At 47.8% G+C, this 24,334-nt stretch carries 16 protein-coding genes and 2 tRNA genes; 16 read left to right on the top strand and 2 right to left on the bottom strand.

Features of this window, described 5'->3' with window-relative positions; all coding sequences use genetic code 11:
* The first annotated feature begins 20 nt into the window (after nucleotides 1–20).
* From nuoI to MYF79_RS12190, 9 genes are all read left to right on the top strand, one after another.
* Nucleotides 21–536, top strand: coding sequence for an NADH-quinone oxidoreductase subunit NuoI (gene nuoI / locus MYF79_RS12230; RefSeq protein ID WP_199658039.1), 516 nt, complete (start codon nucleotides 21–23; stop codon nucleotides 534–536).
* Between the two features lie 12 nt (nucleotides 537–548).
* On the top strand, nucleotides 549–1,082 hold the full coding sequence (gene nuoJ / locus MYF79_RS12225) for an NADH-quinone oxidoreductase subunit J (protein ID WP_247814138.1): 534 nt from the start codon (nucleotides 549–551) through the stop codon (nucleotides 1,080–1,082).
* Nucleotides 1,082–1,390 carry an NADH-quinone oxidoreductase subunit NuoK gene (gene nuoK / locus MYF79_RS12220; RefSeq protein ID WP_199658041.1) on the top strand — a complete coding sequence of 103 codons (309 nt, stop codon included), beginning with the start codon at nucleotides 1,082–1,084 and terminating at the stop codon, nucleotides 1,388–1,390. Before nuoJ ends, nuoK begins: the two co-directional genes overlap by 1 nt.
* Nucleotides 1,391–1,396: 6 nt before the next feature.
* Nucleotides 1,397–3,286 carry an NADH-quinone oxidoreductase subunit L gene (gene nuoL, locus MYF79_RS12215; protein ID WP_247814137.1) on the top strand — a complete coding sequence of 630 codons (1,890 nt, stop codon included), beginning with the start codon at nucleotides 1,397–1,399 and terminating at the stop codon, nucleotides 3,284–3,286.
* The gene (locus MYF79_RS12210) at nucleotides 3,283–4,752 is read left to right on the top strand and encodes a NuoM family protein (RefSeq protein WP_247814136.1); all 1,470 of its coding nucleotides are present in this window, start codon (nucleotides 3,283–3,285) and stop codon (nucleotides 4,750–4,752) included. The genes nuoL and MYF79_RS12210 overlap by 4 nt, the downstream gene beginning before the upstream one ends.
* Nucleotides 4,745–6,184 carry an NADH-quinone oxidoreductase subunit N gene (locus tag MYF79_RS12205; RefSeq protein ID WP_247814135.1) on the top strand — a complete coding sequence of 480 codons (1,440 nt, stop codon included), beginning with the start codon at nucleotides 4,745–4,747 and terminating at the stop codon, nucleotides 6,182–6,184. Before MYF79_RS12210 ends, MYF79_RS12205 begins: the two co-directional genes overlap by 8 nt.
* Before the next feature lie 219 nt (nucleotides 6,185–6,403).
* Complete coding sequence (locus tag MYF79_RS12200) at nucleotides 6,404–7,861, top strand: SDR family NAD(P)-dependent oxidoreductase (protein ID WP_247814134.1); 1,458 nt, start codon at nucleotides 6,404–6,406, stop codon at nucleotides 7,859–7,861.
* Nucleotides 7,862–7,905: 44 nt separating this feature from the next.
* Entirely contained in the window at nucleotides 7,906–9,015 is a 1,110-nt protein-coding gene (locus MYF79_RS12195) for a hypothetical protein (RefSeq protein ID WP_247814133.1), read from the top strand.
* A gap of 250 nt (nucleotides 9,016–9,265) precedes the next feature.
* Nucleotides 9,266–10,642: an IS110 family transposase gene (locus MYF79_RS12190; protein ID WP_247809391.1), complete on the top strand. Its 1,377-nt coding sequence runs from the start codon at nucleotides 9,266–9,268 to the stop codon at nucleotides 10,640–10,642.
* Nucleotides 10,643–10,708: 66 nt separating this feature from the next.
* On the opposite strand, the gene MYF79_RS12185 is transcribed toward MYF79_RS12190, so the two are convergent.
* Nucleotides 10,709–10,781, bottom strand: a tRNA-Ser gene (locus tag MYF79_RS12185).
* Between the two features lie 7 nt (nucleotides 10,782–10,788).
* A tRNA-Asp gene (locus tag MYF79_RS12180) sits at nucleotides 10,789–10,860 on the bottom strand.
* A gap of 400 nt (nucleotides 10,861–11,260) precedes the next feature.
* Here MYF79_RS12180 and MYF79_RS12175 point away from each other — a divergent pair.
* The 7 genes from MYF79_RS12175 (at nucleotide 11,261) to MYF79_RS12145 (ending at nucleotide 24,279) form a co-directional block, all read left to right on the top strand.
* Nucleotides 11,261–14,689 (top strand): PA14 domain-containing protein, encoded by a 3,429-nt coding sequence (locus tag MYF79_RS12175; protein ID WP_247814132.1) that lies wholly within the window; start codon nucleotides 11,261–11,263, stop codon nucleotides 14,687–14,689.
* Between the two features lie 95 nt (nucleotides 14,690–14,784).
* Nucleotides 14,785–15,471, top strand: a complete 687-nt coding sequence (locus MYF79_RS12170) for a RibD family protein (protein WP_247814131.1) — start codon at nucleotides 14,785–14,787, stop codon at nucleotides 15,469–15,471.
* 158 nt (nucleotides 15,472–15,629) lie between these two features.
* On the top strand, nucleotides 15,630–16,955 hold the full coding sequence (locus tag MYF79_RS12165; RefSeq protein ID WP_247814130.1) for an APC family permease: 1,326 nt from the start codon (nucleotides 15,630–15,632) through the stop codon (nucleotides 16,953–16,955).
* A 108-nt stretch (nucleotides 16,956–17,063) separates the two neighbouring features.
* On the top strand, nucleotides 17,064–17,681 hold the full coding sequence (locus tag MYF79_RS12160; protein WP_247814129.1) for an RNA polymerase sigma factor: 618 nt from the start codon (nucleotides 17,064–17,066) through the stop codon (nucleotides 17,679–17,681).
* Nucleotides 17,682–17,911: 230 nt separating this feature from the next.
* Nucleotides 17,912–18,958, top strand: a complete 1,047-nt coding sequence (locus MYF79_RS12155) for a FecR family protein (protein ID WP_247814128.1) — start codon at nucleotides 17,912–17,914, stop codon at nucleotides 18,956–18,958.
* 36 nt (nucleotides 18,959–18,994) lie between these two features.
* Nucleotides 18,995–22,513 carry a SusC/RagA family TonB-linked outer membrane protein gene (locus MYF79_RS12150; RefSeq protein ID WP_247814127.1) on the top strand — a complete coding sequence of 1,173 codons (3,519 nt, stop codon included), beginning with the start codon at nucleotides 18,995–18,997 and terminating at the stop codon, nucleotides 22,511–22,513.
* A 17-nt stretch (nucleotides 22,514–22,530) separates the two neighbouring features.
* Complete coding sequence (locus tag MYF79_RS12145; RefSeq protein WP_247814126.1) at nucleotides 22,531–24,279, top strand: RagB/SusD family nutrient uptake outer membrane protein; 1,749 nt, start codon at nucleotides 22,531–22,533, stop codon at nucleotides 24,277–24,279.
* Nucleotides 24,280–24,334: the final 55 nt, after the last annotated feature.

Here is a 24,334-nt window from a genome sequence, read left to right as displayed (position 1 = left end):
ATAACTTAAAACTTATAACAATGATTAGTCACCTGCGTACAATGTGGTTGGTCTTCCGGCATATCTTCCGGAAGAAGGTTACCGTACAATATCCGGAACAAAAGGTACCCATGTATCCGCGATGGAGAGGACGTATCGTGCTCACAAAAGATCCGGATGGTGGTGAACGCTGTGTAGGTTGTTATCTGTGTGCTGCGGCATGCCCAGTGGATTGTATCGCGCTGCAGGCTACAGAAAATGAGGAAGGCCGCAGATACCCGGAATTCTTCCGCATCAATTTCTCCCGCTGCATCTTCTGCGGATACTGTGAAGAAGCATGCCCAACCTACGCCATACAACTGATCCCCGATTTTGAGATGGCGGAATACAAGCGTCAGGACCTGGTATACGAAAAGGAAGATCTGCTCATCAACAGCCAGGGAAAATATCCCGGTTACAACTTCTATAACGTAGCTGGCCTTGATGCAGGCGTGAAAGAAAAAGGTAAGGGGAAAGATGAAGAAACCCCGGTAGATATCAAAAGCTTATTACCCTGAAAATATAAGGATATGTCTCTGGTCTTCTATATATCATCATTCATTGCGATCCTGTCCACTGTTATGGTGATCACACGTTATCAGCCCATTCATGCGCTGTTGTACCTGGTAGTATCTTTCCTGGCACTGGCGGTCACCTTCCTTTCACTGGGAGCTCCTTTTGCAGCCGCATTGCAGGTGATCGTTTATGCAGGCGCTATTGTAGTGCTTTTCATCTTCGTGGTGATGATGCTGAACCTTGGTAAGCAGACGGCCCAGCAGGAGAAGGAATGGCTGCAATTGCGCGCATGGCTTGGGCCATCAATACTCTCACTGGTATTGCTGGCCGAAATGGCGGTATTGCTGTTACAGGACGCGCCCACCGCTATGCCTGCCGCTGTTGTTACGCCGAAGCAGGTGTCGTTGTCGCTGTATGGGGAATATATCATTGCCGTAGAACTGGTAGGCTTCCTGCTGATGACGGGAATTGTGGGAGCAGCGCATATTGGTAAACACAAGAAAAAAAGCCTGCACAGGTTCCTTCAAACATATCCAAACCTGAACTGATGTCAACTGTCCAAGCACATACGGTCTTAATAGTCGCCGCTATCCTGTTCGTACTGGGACTGGCAGGTGTACTCACAAGGAAGAATATCATCTTCATGCTGCTCTCTATTGAGATCATGCTCAATGCCGCCGGACTGGCCTTTGTAGCTGCCGGCTCCAGGTGGCAGCAGCCGGACGGGCAGGTCATGTACCTGTTCATACTGGCCATGGCAGCAGCAGAAGTGTCTGTTGCGCTGGCACTGGTATTACAGATCCAGCACCAGCATAAAACACTCGATGTTGAAGAACTCAAAGAACTAAAAGATTAAGTTTATATGCAACAGTACCTGTATCTGATACCTACCCTGCCCCTTCTGGGTTTCCTGGTGTTGTCAATGGCGGGGAAATACCTGTCCCGCAACTTCATTGCAGGTATCGGGGCCGGCAGTATCTGCATTTCCGCACTCATAGCAATCATCACCAGTGCCAGCTTCCTGCAGGCGCATCCCCCCACAGGCGCTTACACACAGCTATTATGGCATTGGTTCATTGCCGGCCACTTGTCGGCCGATATCAGCCTGCGCATGGACGCATTGTCGCTCGTCTTCATTTGCGTCATCACATTCATAGGAGCCCTTATCCATATTTACTCGGTTGCGTTCATGCGTGAGGACAGGGATTACGCCCGCTTCTTCGCAAGTATGAACCTCTTCGTCTGCGCCATGCTGACATTGGTAATGGCCGATAACCTGGTATTGATGTACCTGGGATGGGAAGGCGTTGGCTTGTGCAGTTACCTGCTCATTGGTTTCTGGTACGAAACACCGGCCAATTACCGGGCCGCCAATAAAGCCTTCGTGATCACCCGTATTGGCGACACGGCCATGATCATCGGGCTCTTTCTGCTTTTTAAAGAACTGGGCACCTTATATATCCCTGATATCCTGGCAAAAGCTTCACAGCAATTCAGCAGTGGTTCCGGCACCGTTACACTGATCGCCTTGTTATTGTTGTCAGGTGGCATTGGCAAATCCGCCCAGCTGCCGTTGCAGACATGGTTGCCCGATGCGATGGCCGGCCCATCTCCTGTGAGTGCATTGATCCATGCGGCCACCATGGTCACAGCCGGTGTTTATCTCATCGCAAGAATGCATACCTTATTTGAGCTCTCTCCCATCGCTATGCAGGTCACCGCCATCATCGGCGCTGTAACGCTGTTTATTGCGGGCTGCAGCGCCATGGTGCAGACGGATATTAAGAGAGTACTTGCCTACTCGACCATCAGCCAGATCGGCTATATGTTCCTGGCCCTGGGTGTAGGCGCCTGGAGCGCTGCGATCTTTCATTTCTTCACACACGCTTTCTTCAAAGCTCTTTTGTTCCTTGCAGCAGGTGCGGTGATTGAAACACTGCATCATGAGCACGACATCTTTAAAATGGGAGGGCTGAGAAAGAAAATGCCTGTGATCTTTTATACGTTCACAATTGGCGCAGCCGCACTGGCAGCGTTGCCATTGGTAACCGCAGGCTTCTTTAGTAAGGACCAGATCCTCTGGTATGCCTGGAGTGCCAACGGCGGCCATCCTGTACTCTGGGCTTTAGCCCTGCTGGGTGCATTCATTACCGCATTCTATTCCACCAGGCTGATACTGGTCGTATTCTGGGGAGATATGAAAACAACACCGGGGCATCTTCCGGGCCGCGCCATGACGCTTCCCCTGGTGGTACTGGCCTTCTTCTCCATAGCAGTGGGCTGGATAGAATGGCCGCACAATATCATGCACGTGGCTCTCTTCTCAGAAATAGTACAACAGGCATTGCCTGCCACAACGCTGAAAAGCAATCTGCCGCCGGAGATCGTCTTCCAGCTGATCGCCGTAGGCGTCTCTGCGCTTGGCATCTACACCGGTTATGTATTGTACTACGGACAAAGCGAACTGCTGCTGCGGTGGAAACAATCTGAGGGACTGATGAACGTACGGCATTTCCTGTTCAAAGGATGGAAATTTGACCAGCTCTATGATATTCTGCTGGTAAAACCTTTCCTCTTCATTACCCGCATTAATAAATCTGATGTATCCGATAAACTATATACTGCCATCGCCGATGCCAACCTGCATCTCAATAAGCTGTTCTCCGTTTCTCAGAATGGCTCCTTAAGATGGTATGTAACCGGTGTGCTGATAGGTATCCTGTTTATCATCACCTTACAATTACTGTTATGATACTGATATGGATGATATGCATATTGCTGGCAGGAGGTATATTATGCTGGCTGGTGGCGCGGAGCTCGCCCCTGGCGGCTAAATGGATCGCCCTGCTTACCGTCACTATCGATCTGCTGGTCGCCTGCTGGCTCTTCAGCGTCTATAAGGCATTCCCCGATAATACGTCCTGGTATATCAATTACCAGGCAAACTGGATACCATCATTAGGTATCGGCTTCCATGTAGCGATGGACGGATTCAGCCATGTAATGCTGCTCCTTACATTCTTCCTGGGCATCCTGGCAGTACTCTGTTCCTGGAAGGAGATCAAAGAAAGAACAGGCTTCTATTTCTTTAACCTGTTGTGGACACTGGCAGGCATCAGTGGCGTATTCATTGCCATGGACATGATACTGTTCTACTTCTGCTGGGAGGTGATGCTGATACCGATGTATTTCCTGATTATCTTATGGGGCGATGCCCGCCGCCGTTACGCCGGTTACAAGTTCTTCATTTTTACACAGGTAGGCAGTCTTTTCATGCTATTGTCTATACTGGCTTTATATTTCATTCACGGCGACCAGACAGGCAGATATACCTTTGACTATTTCAGCCTGCTGCAAACAGCCACTGATCCTGCAGCGGCAAAATGGATCATGCTGGGCTTCCTCATTGCTTTTGCTATTAAACTACCGGTAGTACCTTTCCATAACTGGCTACCGGATGCGCATGGAGAAGCGCCCACAGCGGGTAGCCTTGTGCTGGCCGGTTTGTTGCTCAAGACAGGGGCCTACGGTATCATTCGTTTTGTGCTGCCGCTTTTCCCGGAAAGTTCGCTGGCCATTGCCCCGGTGATGATACTCTTCGGCGTGGCGGGCATTATCTATGGCGCCTTGCTCGCTTTTTCACAAACCGACCTCAAACGCCTGATCGCATATACTTCTGTGAGCCATATGGGCTTTGTGCTGGTAGGTATCTTTTCCTTCAGTAACATCGCCATGCAGGGCGTTGTGATGCAGATCCTGACACACGGCCTCAGCACCGGCGCCCTCTTCGTAATGGCAGGAATGCTGAAGGAAAGGCTACATACAAGGGATATAGACCTGATGGGCGGCCTCTGGACCTCCATGCCGGCTATGGGCGGCATCGCCATCCTGTTTACCATGGCCTCTGCCGGGCTTCCTGCACTAGGCAATTTCATCGCTGAATTCTTTATCCTGCTGGGAGCATTTGGCAGTCACCCGACACTCAGCATTATCGCCACCCTCGGACTGATCCTTTCAGCGATATATTCCCTGCGCATGCTGCAGAAAGTATTCATGGGACAGCAGCATTTTACCGGGCCTGTAAAAGATATCAGTGCCAGGGAACTGGTGATTATGGCTGCGCTGAGCATCAGCATCGTCGTGCTGGGATTATTCCCACAACCAGTTATCGATACGGTACAACATTTATCTACTATTCATCCGTCACTCCATGAATGAGCTACAACTATCAGCCCTGCTGCCTTTCATTGTGCTGGCAATGGCCTCTGTCGTTGTTATATTGCTGATCGCTTTTCGCTTAAGCCATACTGTCATCCAGGTGGTAGGTTTCCTCATGATGTGCCTGGTCGTATTCGCTACCTGGTATGTCAGGGACACACTGCCGCAGGAAATACCGCCGCTCTTCATTGTAGATGGACAGGCGGCAGTATTTACAGGACTGATCATCTTCTCTGTGTTGGTGATCGGCTTGTTCTCGTTCATCTATTTTGAAGAGCGGGAAGAGAACCCCAAAGAATATTATATACTGCTGTTCCTTGCCACGCTGGGCGCCGCCATACTGACCATCAGCCAGCATTTTATTTCGCTGTTCATCGGGCTGGAATTGCTAAGTGTCAGCTTATATGCATTGATTGCCTATCTGCGCAACAGGAACAATGCGGTGGAAGCCGGCATGAAATATCTTGTACTGGCAGCGCTGTCTTCAGCCTTCCTGCTGTTTGGCATGGCGCTCATTTATATGGAAACAGGCAGTATGATATTTTCCGGTATTGCAGAGAAAATGGCATCGGTAGGATCTTCTCCATTATTCCTGATGGGGCTTGGTACTATTATCGTTGCCATCGGCTTTAAACTGGCCCTGGTGCCATTCCATCTGTGGGCGGCCGATGTTTATCAGGGTTCGCCCTCTCCCGTTACTGCGTTCATTGCCACTATTTCCAAGATAGGGACATTTGCCGTGTTACTGCGCTTCGCACAGAGCATCCATCTGCAGCAATATCAGCTGGCAGTCACCATCTTCTCCGTCATTGCCATTGCTTCTATGATAACAGGGAATATACTGGCTTTGCAACAGCGTAACCTGAAACGCCTGCTGGCCTACTCGTCTATTGCACATTTTGGCTATCTGCTCGTAGCATTTCTGCCAGGCAACAATGCCGGTACGGAAGCTGCTATCTTTTACCTGACGGCTTATTCCATTACCTTATTATCAGCCTTTGGGGTCATCATCCTCTTATCTTCCAGGGAGCATGAGGCAGATGAGCTGCATACCTATGACGGGTTGATCTGGAAAAGACCTGTTATGGGTACCATACTGGCCATCTCCTTATTGTCGCTCGCAGGTATTCCCCTAACCGCCGGTTTCCTGGCGAAGTTCTTCATACTATCAGCCGGCGTACATCAGTCTGTCTGGTTACCATTGATCGTACTGGTGCTCAGTAGTGTGATCGGCCTGTATTACTATCTGCGTGTCATTAATACGCTGTTCTCTACTACTGTTTCTGCAGAAGCGGTCCCCAAGCCGGTCCATCCCTTCTTCCATATATCCACTTATATCACCCTCGTGATCATGGCAGGACTGATATGCTGGCTGGGAATATTCCCCAGTCTTACGCTGCAGGGCATACGGACTTTCCTGATGTTACATTGAGATCACGTTGGTGGTCTCAACCCATTATATTTGCCGGGAAGCCTTATAATTTAAACACAAACCGTAGGATCAGGATCAGGGCCAACAGGCTTATCCATGCAGGAAAAATTACCATCCCGGATTTCAGGGAACTGTGCAACAGGTGTTCCTCTACGTCAAAAACATGTAGGTACTTACCAGAAATTTGCCATATTTTTATCTATCTAAAGATCCCTTCCTATGAAGAATGATTTCACAAAAGAAGAGTGGGAAACGTGTATCAAGGTATTGCAGGTGCTATCCCGGGATCCTGGTAAATCACTGGACACCATGAGCCTGAAAGGGCTCGTAACGAAACTCTATAGACGGGCCAAAAAAGATAACAAACAGCTGGCTGCTGAAGCACAAATTAACAAACCTGTCGTATCCACTCATCTGCTGTCTTTGCAGAAAGTGCAAAAGCTGTCACGGCGGCAAAGCTTACTGAAACAGTATGATAAAAAAGTGGTGCTGGCACAGACCGCCCTGCATCGTAAATACGAACTGCCCTACACGGAAGAAATATTGCACACAAAGGAGCCGCTGGAACTTGCCAGGTACCAGCGATGCTATATCTGCAAAACTTCCTACAAGCAGGTCCATTTCTTTTATCATATGCTGTGCCCTTCCTGTGCTGATATTAACTATACCCGCAGACATCAGCGTGCCAACCTGGAAGGCAGAATAGCGCTGATCACCGGGGGAAGAATAAAGATAGGTTACCTCACGGCCCTTCGTATGTTGCGCGATGGGGCCAAAGTATGGGTCACCACCCGCTTCGCGAAAGACTGTGCCATGCGTTTCAGCCAGGAGGCAGATTTTTCTGCATGGAGCCACCGGCTGAAAATAGTCGCGCTGGACCTGCGCAAGCTGTCACAGCTGAATAATTTTATACAATACCTGCAAACGCAGGAAAAACACCTGGACATCCTCATTAATAACGCTGCTCAAACTATCAAACGGCCAGTAGCCTTTTACCGGCACTTGTTCGACTTTGAAGAAAGCGACACCGCCAGCCTGCCGGAGGCAGTAAGGCAATGCCTTGCTTTCTCAACACCTTTTCAGTTCCTGATCAGCAATCATGAACAACAGCTGCTGCCTTATGAAACAGCTACCGCGTTTCCTGAGAACCTGTACGACAAAGACAATCAGCAGGTGGATCTCAGAACAAGCAATAGCTGGACCATGCGGCTGGAAGACGTTCCTCCCGGGGAGATGCTTGAAACGCAACTGGTAAATGTTACCGCGCCCTTCATGTTAAACAGCCAGCTGAAAGAGATGATGAAACGCTCACCCTTCGAGAGACGATTCATTGTCAATGTTTCCGCTATGGAAGGGCAATTCAACCGTACATCCAAAACACCCTTTCATCCGCATACCAATATGGCCAAAGCAGCCCTGAATATGATGACGAGGACTTCTGCGCAGGAATATGCACAGGAGCAGATATTCATGAATAGTGTGGATACAGGCTGGATCACACAGGAAAATCCTCATCCAAAAAAGGAACGCTTGTTTGAAGAAGAAGGTTTCGTTCCGCCTCTCGATGAAACAGACGGCATGGCAAGGATATATGATCCCATAGCAAGAGGCATCACCTTACCTGAACTACCTTTGTTCGGCCATTTTCTCAAAGACTATCTGCCACATGAGTGGTAAACAGCACTAACAACTATCGTATAAAAACAATAAACCCTTTTCATATGCAAACAGCTCAGGTAATATGCCCGGTTGATAATGTAGTTACTGACTTTCCCTTTTCCATGCAGGAGCTGCAACCGGTTATTGACTTTCTGTCAAGCAATGCCCCACTACCAGTTACAGATCAGGCTTTTCCTGTTGGAACAGTTACCTCAGACGGACGCCTCGATATGTGTAAACAAAAACTGGGTGTAACAGGCATTAAACTGGTAACGGCTGCATTGAAGCACAACACAGTTATCAAACATATCCTGCTGGGCACAAATGCCTTCGGCAATCCCGGCGCCATTGCAGTAGCAGAACTACTGAAGACCAACAACACGGTTGAAACCGTTTACCTGGGTTGCAATTACATCGAACATAGCGGCTGTAAAGCCATCTGCGAAGCATTGGAAGAGAATACAAGCGTAAAAAGCATCTGGTTCAAAAGAAATCCAATCGGCGGGGAAAGCATGGCCTCTTTTGTGAAGTTGTTGTCAAAGAATAAACATATCCGAACACTTGATCTTGTCAATACCTGCGTAGGCGAGGAATTACATACACTGCTCCAATATCTCGCAGAAAATAATACCATAGAAAGGTTTTATCTGAGCGGAAACTACCTGACAGCCGCCGCTATGCAACAGGTAAATGACATGCTGCTTCGGAACACATGTTTGAAATCGCTCTACCTGAGTGTGAACAATATCGGAGACGAAGGCGTAGCAGCACTGTTGCCTGCCTTAGGTACGAACACTACGCTGCAGGACCTGAGCCTGGCCAGTTGCGGCATTACAGATAGAGGTATGCAATATCTTTTTACAACACTGAAAACAAATAAAAGTATCAGCAGCCTTGATCTCGGTTATGCCCCTTCTACCAGGGCGTTAGGCGCAAAGGCCAATGAATTGTCTGCCGCATCTGCACAACTGCTGACTGAATATTTTATGGAACAGGTACAGTTGAAAAACCTGGACCTTACCAGAACAAATCTTCCTGAAGCGAATAAACTATTGCTGAAAAAGGAAATGGAGAGAAGGGGCGTAAATACGATCACCATGGATGGCCATCCGGGGAGACAGGTATATCATATACATCCCGACAGCAAGACTATAAAAAGCGTTTACAGGTAAGTTATCAAATAGTCCCCAGAGCGTCTGACCACTGTTTCGCTAAAAACAACAGAAGAGCAATGTTGGTTAAATTGTAGAGGCAAAAGTCCTTTGCAGCTAAAACCGTCCCTTGCAATGGATGCTTACTCCATCAAATAGTCTGGTTCTGCAGGATAATTAAGTTTCAAATTGGTCGTTGGAGACCGTATAGAAGAATAAACCTAATGTAATCCAGCAGGCTGAGGAACTTTTGCCTTTTAAAACTAAGATTATGGCAAATGTAAAGAAAAGCTCTTTTCCCAAGAAGAAAGTCAATTCTCTTTCTATTGTTAATCCTTATGCTGCCGGAATTGACATCGGAGATAAGATTCATGCTGTAGCTGTCTCTGCGGATAGATGCCCTGATCCAGTTCGCACCTTCTCTACTATGACTTGCGACCTGGAAGCTATAGCCAGTTGGCTTAAAGAATGTAATATAAATACAGTAGCAATGGAGAGTACAGGAGTATATTGGAAACCTTTGTTCGGATTGCTAATAAAGGAAGGCTTTGAAGTATATCTGGTAAATGCTCGTAATGTTAAAAACGTGAGCGGCCGTAAGACAGATGAGAGCGATGCCGCCTGGTTACAAAGGCTTCACAGCTATGGCTTATTAAGCAGTTCTTATCTGCCTTCAAACGAGCAGGAAGCTTTAAGAACACTGGTTCGTTTCCGTAGAACTTTACAGTCCGAGGCGAGTAAATGTGTTTTGCGTATGCAAAAATCACTGGAACTGATGAATGTAAAGCTGCATACAGTAATTAGCGATATAGTTGGCCAGACCGGATCCGCTATTGTGGAAGCCATTCTTAAAGGAGAACGTACCCCCTCCAATCTATTATCGTTAGTAGGTTCTCGGATCAAGGCTAGTAAAGATACTATCGAAAAATCATTACATGGCAATTGGAGGGATGAACATCTGTTTACCCTCGGTCAATGTTATGAGCTCTATAAAGAATATCTGTCCAGAATAAATAATTGCGATAAAAAGATTGAGGAACAACTATCTATGTATGAGGCACTATGTAATGATGGTATAGTAACAACCTGTAGCGTGCAACAGGACCAGACGCAACGACAAAATATTAAGACCAAATCTAAAAATAATCCTCGTTTTAATGTCCGCAGCTACTTGCAACATATTTTAGGCGTTGATGTATTAGCCATATATGGTTTAAGCGATAATGGAGGCCTTCAATTACTAGCTGAGACGGGGACAGATCTTTCAAAATGGCCCACAGAAAAACATTTTGTCTCCTGGTTAAATCTTTGTCCTAACAATAAAATATCTGGTGGCAAACTAATAAGTTCACGTTTAATGAAAAAACCATCCTCTATAGCCGGGCAGGCTTTCCGCTTTGCCGCAAATTCTGTTCAGAAAAGTGAGCATTGGCTAGGAGACTATTTTCGCCGTATGAAAGCAAAGGGTGGAAATAAATATGCTATTGTCGCCACCGCCAATAAACTGGCTACCATTTACTATAAAATGGTCAGATACAAAACCGAATTTAATCCACCCTTGCTTGAACAATATCAGAAAAGAAATAATGAACTGAAAATAAGTCGATTAGAGAAAAAGTTGGAGCAACTTAGAGCGATTGTTGTATAGAAGCCAGGGACAGGCTTTCCCAAAACAAGACGGGAACAACGCACTTTATGCTTTGTTCCCGTTGCTGTGGAGGAGCAAGGATTCGAACCTACATCTTCAGTCTAGCAGACTGATATTTTTCCAATTAAATTATCCCCCAGATATAATGACGGCGATAAGACTCGAACTTACACCTCTCGCCTGACGGGCGAGCATTCTTCCAATTAAACTACAACGTCATTACGGGCGCAAATATATAATAATTTACCTATTCAAGTTATCCCCATCAATTTCCTCGCTTGCTCATTTCAGCTGTAAGACCGAACTGAATGTTATCACTCCTCTGTATATCATCCCACTGCAAAAGTTAAAGCCGCATAGACACCGGAAAATCCTCTACCTGGTTCCAATTGCACAACATATCGAATCCCGTCTTTCCCGTCACCCTACGCAAGAAAAAGATCATAACGAAGATAAAGCCCGTAAAGATCATTTAACATTATGAAATAACCATTCCTGTTACTATATTTAATCCGTGTAACCCGCCCTGTAGCTCGCAATAGCTGAAAACTATCCCAACCCTCCACTTACAATACATTCCATTTCACGTAGTACTCATGTAACCAAATCAATTCCATCATGAAAAAGAGAATCTTTTACACACTTCTTGTTGTATGGCTGCCCGCACTGTCTGCCCAGGCACAGACACAGGCGCCGAGGGTGCCGGGAAGCCCGTTTCCGCTTTCCGCCGTACCCGATACTTTATTCCTCACATCTGAGAATTATGCAGCTTCCGAAAAGATAGCGCTGCAAACGCTGATGGGCGTTATTGCCCAGACCAAACCCGCTATTCTCAGAGACCTTTCCGGTCACCGTACATTGGTGGAAAATGCAGGCGTAAAGATCAACGACATGTATTACACGAACTTTCCCGGTCTGCTTAACCGTTTTGCCAACAGGCTTTCCGGTTACATTCTATGCAACCAGAAAGACAGATCAACCAATGTCGCTATCTCACTGGCCGGTGTGATGAATGCCGTAGCCATTCCGGCCGATATCGAACAGACTGCCATCAATGCCGGCCTGACACGCCTGCTCGATGTACGCACCCGGGATGAAGCCTGGGCTTTGGCTAACTATGGTAATCTTTTCAGCCAGAAAATAGCATCTTATCAACAGAGCTCCGACGACCGCGTGTTCTCCCTGGGAGACTACAGCACCTACACAAAGGCATTCCAGTTCTGGGACAATTCTCCCTCCGGCACACTGGCCACCAGTGTATATAACCGCATGAACAAAGGCGCTACTTTTTTCGGCTGGGGACCGGCGGAATATGAAACAGTGGAACAATTGTCGCTGAGGTCCATGAGCATCCTGCCCTCCGACTGGGCGCCCAATATGTCTGCACTCAGCAATATTCCTGCAAAGTCGAAGACCTTCAAACAGAAAGATCCTATCAAACCTTTTGAAGTAAAAACCGGCGTACACACGGTTTGCTTTGTTATTACAGACGGTGATAACGTGCAATGGCTCTTAGGCTCTCACGATAATATCAATAACTGGAACAATCCCGCCCGCGCTCATGTGAACCTGGGCTGGACCATCTCTCCTTCCCTCTCTGAACTGGCGCCAGTCGTATATGAGAAATATGTAGAGAACTGCCTGACCACACCCGATGGCAGAAATGTATTAATAGCCGGTCCTTCAGGGAGAAGCTACTATTTCCCTGGGCGTTATCCTGATGCTGATCTTGAAACTGAGACTGCGCTGCTGAATAAGTACATGAAACAGGCCGACCTGCGTATTGTGAACATCATTGATGCAGACGACAGTGATAATGATCCAGGCGCTTACCTGAAACAGGATAATATTGACGCCCTTTTCTATTACAGCTATGGCGCTAACTATACCGGCAGGCATGGACAGATCGACTGGTATAAAGACAAGCCATCTATCGGCGGCAGGTATACGCTGTGGGGAACACTTTCCTCTCCGCAATCACTGGCCAATCAATTAAACCAGGCATCTACCAATATTTATTCGGCAGATGGCTACAGTCTTGTTTCCGTACATATCTGGTCAAGAGATGTAGACGATGTACAGGATTGTATCAACCGCCTGGGACCTAATGTACGCGTAGTGGCGCCTGATGAATTTGTGTGGCTGATCCGTAAAAACCTGAAAGGACTGCCTGTCGGAACAGGTAATGGTCTGAAAGCTGAATATTACAGTGGTTATCATCTTGACAATCTGAAATACCAGCAGACCGATGGCAATGTAGATTTTGACTGGGGAACCGGTTCTCCTGATCATGCCCAACTGGGCAACAACCAGTTCTCCGTAAAATGGTCAGGACAGGTACAACCCTTATACTCCGAGCAATATACCTTCTATGTATACTCCGACGACGGCGTAAAACTAACGGTAAATGGCCAGCCCATCATCAACGACTTTGAGACACAGGGCGCATACACCCGCAGTGGCACCATTACATTAACAGCCGGTCAGAAATACGACATCGAACTACGATATGCAGAAGGCAATGGCGACGCCTTTTGTCATCTGCAATGGGAAAGCGCATCCCAGTCACGGCAGATAATACCAAGAGCACAGCTCTATAGCAGGCCTGATACCAGTAGCGGCCCTGTTACCGTCTATGAACATGCCCAATACAACGGTTTCCATGCCGGCCTCCCTATCGGCGCTTACAAGCTGGCAGGACTGGAACTGAAAGGCATACTTAACGATGATATCTCGTCCGTGAAGATCGCAGAAGGTTACAAGGTCATATTGTTTGAGCACGAGAATTTTGCCGGCGATTCCATTGTACTGACATCCTCCAGCGCAAACCTGGGAACTGCCTGGAACGACAAAGCCAGTTCCATTAAAGTACTGGCCAACGGCATTCTAAACCTGGCAGGTTCCTATACTATTAAAAATGTGAACAGTGGCCTGTTCCTGGACGTCCGGGGTGGCCTGGGTGGTACAGGCGATGGAACACCGATACAGCTATGGCATGGCACAGGTGCGGCCAACCAGACATTCACACTCAGGCATCTTGGCGATGGCCGCTATACTATTACCGCTTATCATAGCGCGAAATGCCTGGACATTCCGCAGTCAAGCCTGAATGAAGATGTGAGCCTCTGGCAATGGACCAGCCAGGAAGCAGCCAATCAGCAGTTTATCGCCGTACAGGCAGACAGCGGTTACTATAAATTCATTTCAGTACTAAGCGGAAAAGTGCTTGCCACCCTGAATGAAAGTACAGCGCCCGAAGCGAAAGTAGTACAGCATACCGGTACGGGCCAGCTTTCAGCCAGATGGCAGTTACTGTCAGTTCCCCCTGTTGGCAATGGTAATGGTCTTACGGGCAATTACTATAACGGTATGAACTTCGAAACGTTTATCTTCTCACGCCTTGACCCAACCATCAATTTTGACTGGGGCGAAGGCTCACCGGGCACGGGTGTTAACACCAACGCTTATACGGTGCGCTGGACAGGCAAAGTAGAACCGAGATATTCAGGCCAGTATACCTTTTACATCACGAGCGACAATGGCAGGCGCTTATGGGTGAACAATCAGCTGATCATCGACAAATGGCTGGATGACTGGGATATTGAATACTCAGGCAACATCACATTAACAGCGGGCCAGCAGTACGATATCAAACTGGAATATTTCGAAAACAATGGCGGGGCCAACTGTAAACTATCGTGGTCCAGTGCTTCACAGGGTAAGGAGATTATCCCGAAAAACCAGTTATATGCAACGCCGTTGACGCTTGTGAATAGGAGCCTGGCTACTACCCGTGAACAAACAATTGCAGGAAAAGAGGTTGTGCTTTATCCCAATCCTGCTGCCACGCATGTCAGGCTGAAGTTTAATGCAAAACAGGCGATGATTATTATCTATGATGCATTGGGGCGACAAGTTACACCAGCCAGGCTGGTTTATCCGGGGCAGGAGATCAGCACTGCGCAATTGCGTCCGGGCGTGTATCTTATTCAGATAGATATTAACGGAACCAGGACAACGAAACACATGGTGAAGAGTGCTGAATAGGTTGCTATCTTTGAAATTAGTAAGTTATACTTTGTTTTTCATTAGATCCTGTTCGTCAATTTGTCCCATCTTTGCGACAAGCAACACTGAGTAATATGAAACCATACGTTATTTGTCACATGCTTTGTTCAATTGACGGCAGGATCATTACAGAAAACTGGAAGCCGTTCAAAGGAGTTGAATTGTATGAACAGACAGGAGGAAAACATGAGCAGGCAAATGCCTGGTTCTGCGGAAGAGTGACAATGGAGCAACATTTTGCAGCAGAACTGCCCGACTTATCAGGCTTTGAAAAGATACAGGATAAAAAAGATTTCATCGCCGATGCTGCAGCAGGGTCATATGCAATAGCTCTCGATGCGGCCGGTAAACTCGGATGGGACTCCAATGATCTGGATGGCGACCGGCTGATTGTTGTACTGACAGAGCAGGTAGCCCCCGCATACCTGGGATATCTGCAGTCGAAAGGTATTTCTTACCTGTTTGGCGGTGCAACTATAGTTGATCTGTCCCTCATTCTCACCAAACTTCAACAGCATTTCAATATCAACAGGATCATGCTGGAAGGAGGTGGTGGTGTAAATGGTTCTTTCCATGCAGCGGGCCTGATAGACGAATTCAGTATCCTGTATTACCCTGTTGCGGACGGTACGAACACAGCTACGTTCAATGATACCGGACTTGCTACTATAGAAAGCATTCCATATAAACATCTTAAACTGGTCCATCTCCAACAGATGACAGATGATGTGGTGTGGATGAAATACAAAGTATTAAAGTAAAACTTGATCAACTGATAGTAAAAAGCCGTTTCAAATCTGGAGCGGCTTTTTACTATAGAGCCGCTTCCGTTTAATAATTTGACCAGCTTCTGCTAAACATTGACGAATTTCAATAAATATTCTTCTCTGCGACGCAAAATATTTATTTTTACGCCTCAATGAAGCAACCAGAACTATCCCGGCGCATTAGCCTGTTACAGGCTACTGCTATTAATATGACAGATATGGTGGGCATAGGCCCATTTATAGTATTGAGCGTAGTGGCTGAAACGATGCATGGTCCAGGCTTCCTGTATGCCTGGGTAGCGGGGGCGGTGCTGTCGTTCATCGATGCTATGGTATGGAGTGAACTGGGTGCTACCTTTCCGAAAGCCGGCGGTAGCTATAACTTCCTGAAAGAAGGTTTCGGCCCTAAAACAGGAAAGCTCATGAGTTTTCTTTTCGTATGGCAGACCATGATCCAGGCCCCTTTAGTGATCGCCTCTGCTGCCATTGGGTTTTCTACATATGCAGGATATATCTTTCCCCTGGGTTTCTGGGGCACAAAGGCGGTGAGCGGAGGCATGGTGCTCCTGATCGTTTTCCTGCTTTACCGTAATATTGAGACCATCGGTAAGATCAGCGTATTGTTATGGATGGGCGTACTGGTTACCATGGCATGGATCATAGGCGGCGGGATTGCACATGGCCACTTCTTTGAACCCGTGAAACACATCAATGACGGGCTGCAGCTCAATTATACATTTGCCACCGCACTTGGTTTTGCCAGCGTAAAGACCGTTTACAGCTATCTTGGTTATTATAATGTCTGTCACCTGGGCGGAGAAATAAGGCAGCCGGAAAAAAATATTCCCCGCAGTATGCTGATCTCCATTACAGGTATTACCGTCCTGTACCTGTGCATGAATATCAGTGTGGCCTCTGTGCTGCCGTTTGACAGGGTGGCGCATAGTCCCTTCGTCGTGAGTGAGTTCATTGAAGTACTCGGCGGTCCTACCGCGGCCAAAGTTGCTACTGTACTGATACTCTGGGTAGCCTTCGCCTCTGTGTTCTCCGCCACACTTGGTTACAGCCGTATCCCTTACGCCGCTGCGCAGGACGGCGCTTTCTTTAAAGTATTTGCCCGTCTCCACCCTACTAAGAACTTCCCATACGTCTCCCTGCTCTTTTTAGGGGCTATCGCCTTTGTATTCAGCCTTTTATTCAGGATCAAAGAAGTGATCGATGCCATCCTGGCTATGCGTATCATGATACAATTCATTGCACAGGCGGTAGGCCTGATATTGCTCAGTAAAAGAAAGGGAAGGAACTTCTTCAAATGGCATATGCCATTATACCCTATGCCTGTGATCCTCGCTATTATGATCTGGATCGGCATCTTTATTTCCACAGGCCTGCACATGATGCTGGCTGGCGCCACAGTGACAATCGCGGGTATCATTGTATACATCATTAAATCAAGGCTGCAGAAAAGCTTGTTATAAGAGTTGAATAGCTGTATGAGTGACTTCCGCAGGAAAGCGGTTCCTAAATCATTTTAAAATGATTACATTTATTCCGGCTAGAGGAATAGATCAACCAAAAAGACCAGCATGAAAGCAGTAAAAACAACTGTCACTGCTTCCCATACAGTATCTCCCCAGGAAGAACTTTGGAACAGCTTCCGGCAAGGCAGCCGTGATGCCTTTGCCCGCATCTACCAGGATCAGGTGGACAATCTCTATCATTACGGTGTTCACCTTTGCGGTGATAGTGAACTGGTAAGAGATTGCCTCCAGGAGCTCTTCCATGACCTCTGGCAAAGCCGGGAACACCTGGCAGACCAACTGCTCAATATCCGCTATTACCTGCTCAGCAGCTTACGCCGCCGCCTCCTGCGCACCCTGGAAAGAGATCGGCGCTCCAGGGCCGAAACAACCGGGATCCCTTTCGATTTTGAACTGATACCCAGCCGGGAACACGCCATCATACAGGATGAAAAGCAGCAGGAACAGGCCAGGCAATTGCATGCTGCGCTCAATGCCCTGCCCCGCAGACAGCGGGAAGCCATTTACCTGCGCTTTTTCCATGAACTATCTTATCAAGAAGTGGCCGATATGATGTCCATGAAGGTCGACTCCGTCTACAATATTATCTCCAAAGCCATCAGTGTGCTCAAGAAAACGCTCCCGCCGGCCGTATTACTGCTTTTGATCCAACCCGGTAAATAAGCATTGCACCCCGATATCGTTCCCTGCTGCCTTATATCTCCCCGAAGAAATTTGAAGACCCGCCCCCCGGGTGGAAAGGATGAGAACAAAGCGCCCGTGATGCATATATCATTCGTCTTATATCATCTCAGCTGACCGGACCGGAATTCCGTCTGAAAATATTTTAAAAAAAGTTTCCCGAAAGTGATGAGATTCCCCACGTCCCTGTCTCTTTATATAAAAGCGACCATTTGCAGCAATATCATTTATATACCGCCCGTGACTTTGCCCTGGATGAATACTTCCAGGAATGGGTGTTACAGCCGGATGTAAAGAGTACCTATTACTGGGACACCTGGCTGAAGCTGCATCCCGAAAAAAAAGAAGCTGTTGATACGGCTATCCAGCTGGTGAGATCTATTCATTTTCGCGACTACCAGATGACCGCCACACAGAAAGAAGCGCTATGGGACAATATATGGGACAGTATTGCTGCGGATGATATAACTGCGCCTTCCCCTGTTCCCGTTACTGCAGCCAGCCGTTTCAGGATCTTTTCCTGGAAGTATGCAGCCGCCATTTTACTCTTTATTGTACTCGGCCTGCTCTGGCTGTTCATGAGAACACCACCCTTTCATCCCCTCACAGCCAGCGTAGCCACACAGGCCGGACAAACGAAAAGGCTGCTATTGCCGGATAGTTCCGAAGTGCTGCTGAATGCAAGTTCCCGCCTGCTCTATACACAGAAGGAGCCACTTGTAAGAGAGGTGTGGCTGGATGGTGAAGCCTGGTTTCATGTAAAACACCAAAAAGACAACAGGAGTTTTGTTGTGCACACTTACGATCATTTATCAGTTGAAGTACTGGGTACACAATTCAATGTGAACAACTTTGGAAATAAGATAGCAGTCGTATTACAGGAAGGAAGTATCAAACTGAATATTGCGGAGCAACAGGGACAACATATTACACAGCTTTACCTCAGGCCGGGAGAAATGCTCCGCTATGACAAAACAGATGGCGAATATTCCAAGAGCAGAATTGATGCGGAAAAAGTGACTGCCTGGACACGCGGACAATTAATAATGGATGAATATACGGTTGCCGATGCTATACAATTTATGCAGCAGGTGTTCGACAGGCATGTTACTGTAAAAGATCCCAAAGTGTTGCGGTATAGTGTTTCCGGATCTATGCCGATCATTTACAATGCAGACACAATGCTGATGCAGTTCGAAAAGGCCTTTAATGTACGTTTTAGCAAACGCGATGATACAAACCACGTAAGGGAAAACTGATACCCGGATTTTTTATTAACCAAAATTAAATCGCACATGAAAACACATTTACGTGTGCTGCTGATGCATGCTCTTGTGTCAGGCGCCCTATGCTCGCATGCACTGGCTTATAGTCCAGATGCCGCAACGGCCCTGCATTTGATGAAACAGCAGGATAATATATCCATCAGGCAGTTATTCCGGCAAACGGAAATAAAATTCGGTGTTTCCATTGCCTATAAAAGTGAACTGATCACAGATCAGAAAAACAGTGTAGACATTGCCTCCTGCAAATCGCCCGAAGAGGCGCTCGAAAAAACGCTGGCCCCGTTCAATCTCTCCTTTGAAAAAGTACGCGACAAATTCTATCTCATAAAAGCAAAGGAGACAGCGCCGGTCACCATCACCATGGCCGCCCAACGCCCGGTGCGCGGAAAGGTCACTGATGCAAAAGGCGCAGCATTGCCCGGCGTGACCATTCGCGTGAAAGGTACCAGCACCGGCGCCGTAACAGCAGCTGATGGTACGTATACAGTCAATATTCCCGGTACCGGCAATGACATCCTCGAAGTAACATTCGTCGGCTACCAATCGCAGCAGATCCCTGTCGGCGTACAATCCGAGATCAACATCACACTATCAGAAAATACCAGCACCCTGAACGAAGTGATCGTAACCGGTTATACCGCACAACGTAAAAAAGACCTCACCGGCGCTGTCACCGTTATAGACATAGGCGAGATGGTAAAACAGCCTTCCGGCCAGGTTACCAGCCAGCTGCAGGGACAGGCCTCCGGCGTAACCGTTATCGGCTCCGGACAACCAGGCCAGGAACCTGTGGTGCGCATCCGTGGTGTGAACACCTTTGATAACAACACACCACTTTATGTAGTAGATGGTGTACCCACACAAAGTATCAATGACCTCAACCCCAACGATGTCGCTTCCATGCAGGTACTAAAGGACGCAGGCGCTGCCTCCATCTACGGTTCACGCGCTTCCAATGGTGTTATCATCATCACCACTAAAAAGGGCAGCGGCAAAGTGAAGATCAGGTATGACGCATATTATGGCCGTCAGTATCCTAAAGGCGGTAATGTATGGCATACGCTCAATTCACAGGAGATGGCCAACCTGCGCTGGTTACGTTATAAGAACACCGGTATGCCGCTCAGTGATACCCTGTATGGCAACGGCGCTACGCCCGTGTTACCGGATTATATACAACCTGTCGGATTGAAAGAAGGAGATCCACGGGTGAACCCGGACCTCTATTATGTAAATCCCAACTACACTGACCAGGACGACTATAATAGTTTCTATTATATCACCAAGGCAAATAAAGCAGGCACGGACTGGTTCCATGAGATCTTCAACCCCGCGTCCATGACCAGTCACAACCTGTCTGTAAGCGGTGGCACTGACAAAGGCAGTTACCTGTTCTCGCTCAACTATTTCAATCAGCAGGGTACACTGATGAACACATACCTGAAGCGATATATTATCCGTTCAAACAGCCAGTTCAGCATCAGTAAGAATATCCGCGTCGGAGAAAACCTTTCATTCTCGGTTACTGACAATCCAACAGTAGACCTGCTTACTGCCAGCGGCGCCGTAGGCATGGCCTTACGCGAACAGCCGATCATTCCTGTATACGATATCAAAGGGAATTTCGGAGGCTCCAACGGACTGGAACTGGGAGACGCCATGAATCCTGTTGCTATGCAATACCGCACCAGGAATGACCACGGACAGGTGAACAGGGTGTTCGGCAATATCTATGCAGATATCGACTTCTTTCGTCACTTCACATTCCACACCAGCTTTGGCGGTGAAGTGAACTCCGGATGGCGGCACAACTTCACGTATCCCCAATATGAGAATAAAGAAAATGCAGGTGTGAACTCTTATACAGAATCCAGCAACTTCGAACATAACTGGACATGGACCAACACATTGAACTATCACAATAGCTTTAACACTGTACATACCCTCAATGTGCTGGTAGGCGCAGAAGCATATGACGAACGTTCACGTCAGCAGGCTGGTACCACCCAGGACTTCTTTGTTTTCGACCCTGATTATGTAGATAATGGTACAGGCTCCGGCGGCCAGGTCATTACGGCCACACGTTACTCTGCAGGCCTGCTGTCGCTCATTGGCAGGGTGGACTATAGTTTTAAGGATAAATATATCCTGAGTGGTACTTTACGCCGGGATGGTTCTTCCAAATTCGGCATCAACAATCGTTATGGTCTCTTCCCTGCGGCCAGCGCAGGATGGCGTATTTCCCAGGAGCCTTTCATGAAAGGCATCCACTGGCTCACGGACCTGAAGATCCGCGGGGGATGGGGCATCATGGGCAACCAGTTAAGCCTTACTCCGGGAAATGCCTTTACACTTTATGGCGGTAACAAGAATACCTCCTTCTATGATCTCTATGGAACAAACAACAGTATTGTACTGGGCTTCCAGCAGGTACAGATCGGCAACCCGGATGCAAAATGGGAAAGCGATATCAATACCAACATTGGTATAGACGCCACGCTCTTCGGCGGAAAGCTGGAGATCTCTGCAGATTATTACCAGAAAAATATCAAAGACCTGCTTTATAACAGTGAGCTGCCAGGTACTTATGGCACCGCACCAGCACCGTATTCCAATGTGGCTAACATGAAGAATAAAGGTGTGGATCTTACCATTTCAAGCCATACGGATATTGCCAAAGACCTGAAGTTTGATGCCACTGTTACCTTCACGACCTTTAAGAACAGGATCGTGAAAATAGCACAGGGTGTGGATTACTTCGACAGCCAGCCCCGCAACTTTGCGGAGAACATCATCCGTAATGCAGTAGGGCAGCCCATCTCCAGCTTCTATGGGTATAAGATCAATGGCTTCTGGAATAGTCAGAGTGAAATAGATAAAGCTGACCAGTCGGCACAGACCGCTACCGGCGATCCTTCAGCCAGTTTCCAGGAAGATGCAGCCCCCGGCCGTTTCAGGTATGCAGACCTTAACAAGGACGGTGTGATCAATGCTGACGACCGCACATTCCTCGGTAATCCGAATCCGAAGGTGTCTTATGGTATTAACCTGGGACTGACCTACAAACAATTTGACTTCAGTGTATTCTTCTTCGGTGTACATGGCAATGAGATCTGGAACCAGGTGAAATGGTGGACAGACTTCTCCTCTTCATTTGATGGCGCCAAAAGCAAAACAGCATTGTATGAGTCCTGGCTGCCTGACCGTATGAATGCCAAAGCGCCCATACAGGAAGGCGAAGGCTCTTTCAGTACCAATGCCGTTCCCAATTCCTATTACGTGGAAAACGGCGCTTATCTGCGCTGTAAGAACATGCAGCTGGGATATACCTTCCCGCAACAGTTAGGCAACAGGCTGCATATAGAAAGACTGCGCATTTACATACAGGCGGCTAACCTGTTCACCATTACAAAGTATTCAGGTATTGATCCGGAAATAGGTGGCAATGATGTAAGGAGCTTTGGTATTGATGAAGGCACCTACCCCAGTCAGCGCCAGTTCCTGGCAGGTCTTAATCTTACATTCTGATGTTAAACTTGAAAACCATGAAACTGAATAAACACATAGCAATACTTTTCATAACCGGCATCGGCATATGTACGCCTTCCTGCAGTAAATTCCTGGACAGGGTACCACCGTCTTCTTTAAAAGAAGAACTGGTAGCAAATAAAAAAGGTGTCAATGCTTTACTGGTAGGTGCTTACGGAGCGCTCGACGGGCAGGACTTTACCGACGGTGACATGACCAACCTCTCCGGCGGCGCAGGTTATGCGGTATCGCCGGACAACTGGATCTATGGCAGTGTATGTGGCGGCGATGCGCACAAAGGCAGCGATCATTTCGACTCCCCTCCTACACTCGATCTCGCACGCTTCAGCGCCGGCGCTACTAACAGCTTTCTGAACGATAAATGGCGGGTGGACTATGAAGGTGTGACCCGCTGTAACTCCGTATTGAAGCTCTTGCCGAAAGTCACTGATATGACAGAAGCTGAAAAAACAGAAGTCGCCGCAGAAGCTCGTTTCCTGCGGGGGCATTATTACTCCGATCTGAAAAAGATGTTCAATATGGTGCCGTGGATAGATGAAACAACCACAGACATGAAGACGCCCAACGATAAGGACATCTGGCCCCAGATAGAAGCCGATTTTAAATTTGCCATGGACAACCTGGCGCTCACCCAGACAGCGGTGGGAAGACCTAATAAGTGGGCAGCAGCCAGTTACCTGGCAAAGACATACATGTTCGAACACAAATACGCAGACGCCAAACCGCTGTTCGACCAGATCACCACACAGGGTGTCACATCCCGTGGCGATCGCTATGCCCTGAGGGACAGGTTTGAAGATAACTTCGACGCCGCCACTGAGAACACTTCTGAATCTGTTTTCGCCATACAGTTTGACGCGAACGACAATTCCGGCACTTCCGCCAATGCTAACCAGGGCCAGATGCTGAACTATCCGTACAACGGCCCATTCAGCTGCTGTGGCTTTTTTCAGCCCACGCAGGACCTGGTGAACTCATATGTTACCGACCCCCAGGGCCTGCCCTTCCTGGACAGCTATAACACACACAATGTAAATACCGAGACCGTTGATCCCCGTCTTGACTGGACGGTAGGCCGCCAGGGTATTCCCTATCTTGACTGGGGGGTACACCCCGGCGATACCTGGATCAGGGAGGCATCGACAGCAGGACATTATTCTCCCAAAAAGAATATTTACTGGCAGGCTACACAGGACAAATACTACGATCCCCGCGGTTGGGCGCCGGGCAATGCCATCAATTATAACCTGATCCGCTATGCAGACGTATTACTCCTGGCAGCGGAATGTGAAGCACAACTGCAAAACTTCGATGCAGCAGAAGCATATGTGAACATCGTACGGGAACGTGCAGCTCAACCTGCCAGCGCTGTTTACAGGTATAAGAACAACAATGCCCCTATGGATGGCTTTTCTAACGTGCCTGCGGCGAATTATAAGGTCGGGGTGTACCCTGCAGGCAGCTTTGCCGCCAAAGGACAGAATTACGCCCTAAAGGCCATTTATTTTGAACGTAAGCTGGAACTGGCAATGGAAGGTCACCGCTTCTTCGACCTGGTGCGATGGGGCATAGCTGACCAGGCACTGAATGCCTTCTTTGCTTTTGAAGGTGCACTGACCCTCGATATACAGGGAGCCAGTTTTGTGAAAGGAACGAATGAATATTTTGCTATTCCTCAGCGACAGATCGATCTTTCAACCAATGGAAGCACGCGTACGCTGAAACAAAATAACGGGTACCATTGACAGGATATGGTTGGCGAGTACTCTCTCTTTACAATCTGAGAAAAGGCTTTCGGGC

Origin of the sequence: Chitinophaga filiformis, assembly GCF_023100805.1 — a bacterium.
Lineage (GTDB): Bacteria > Bacteroidota > Bacteroidia > Chitinophagales > Chitinophagaceae > Chitinophaga > Chitinophaga filiformis_B.
Note: the sequence above shows the minus strand (reverse complement) of the source record. Positions and strands in the feature narration are given on the sequence as shown.

Coding starts and splice junctions, on each gene's coding strand:
- MYF79_RS12205 (WP_247814135.1), top strand. CDS start 4,745: ATGAATGAGCTACAACTATCAGCCCTGCTGCCTTTCATTGTGCTGGCA.
- nuoI (WP_199658039.1), top strand. CDS start 21: ATGATTAGTCACCTGCGTACAATGTGGTTGGTCTTCCGGCATATCTTC.
- nuoJ (WP_247814138.1), top strand. CDS start 549: ATGTCTCTGGTCTTCTATATATCATCATTCATTGCGATCCTGTCCACT.
- MYF79_RS12190 (WP_247809391.1), top strand. CDS start 9,266: ATGGCAAATGTAAAGAAAAGCTCTTTTCCCAAGAAGAAAGTCAATTCT.
- MYF79_RS12195 (WP_247814133.1), top strand. CDS start 7,906: ATGCAAACAGCTCAGGTAATATGCCCGGTTGATAATGTAGTTACTGAC.
- MYF79_RS12210 (WP_247814136.1), top strand. CDS start 3,283: ATGATACTGATATGGATGATATGCATATTGCTGGCAGGAGGTATATTA.
- MYF79_RS12150 (WP_247814127.1), top strand. CDS start 18,995: ATGAAAACACATTTACGTGTGCTGCTGATGCATGCTCTTGTGTCAGGC.
- MYF79_RS12165 (WP_247814130.1), top strand. CDS start 15,630: ATGAAGCAACCAGAACTATCCCGGCGCATTAGCCTGTTACAGGCTACT.
- MYF79_RS12170 (WP_247814131.1), top strand. CDS start 14,785: ATGAAACCATACGTTATTTGTCACATGCTTTGTTCAATTGACGGCAGG.
- MYF79_RS12175 (WP_247814132.1), top strand. CDS start 11,261: ATGAAAAAGAGAATCTTTTACACACTTCTTGTTGTATGGCTGCCCGCA.
- nuoL (WP_247814137.1), top strand. CDS start 1,397: ATGCAACAGTACCTGTATCTGATACCTACCCTGCCCCTTCTGGGTTTC.
- MYF79_RS12145 (WP_247814126.1), top strand. CDS start 22,531: ATGAAACTGAATAAACACATAGCAATACTTTTCATAACCGGCATCGGC.
- MYF79_RS12160 (WP_247814129.1), top strand. CDS start 17,064: ATGAAAGCAGTAAAAACAACTGTCACTGCTTCCCATACAGTATCTCCC.
- nuoK (WP_199658041.1), top strand. CDS start 1,082: ATGTCAACTGTCCAAGCACATACGGTCTTAATAGTCGCCGCTATCCTG.
- MYF79_RS12200 (WP_247814134.1), top strand. CDS start 6,404: ATGAAGAATGATTTCACAAAAGAAGAGTGGGAAACGTGTATCAAGGTA.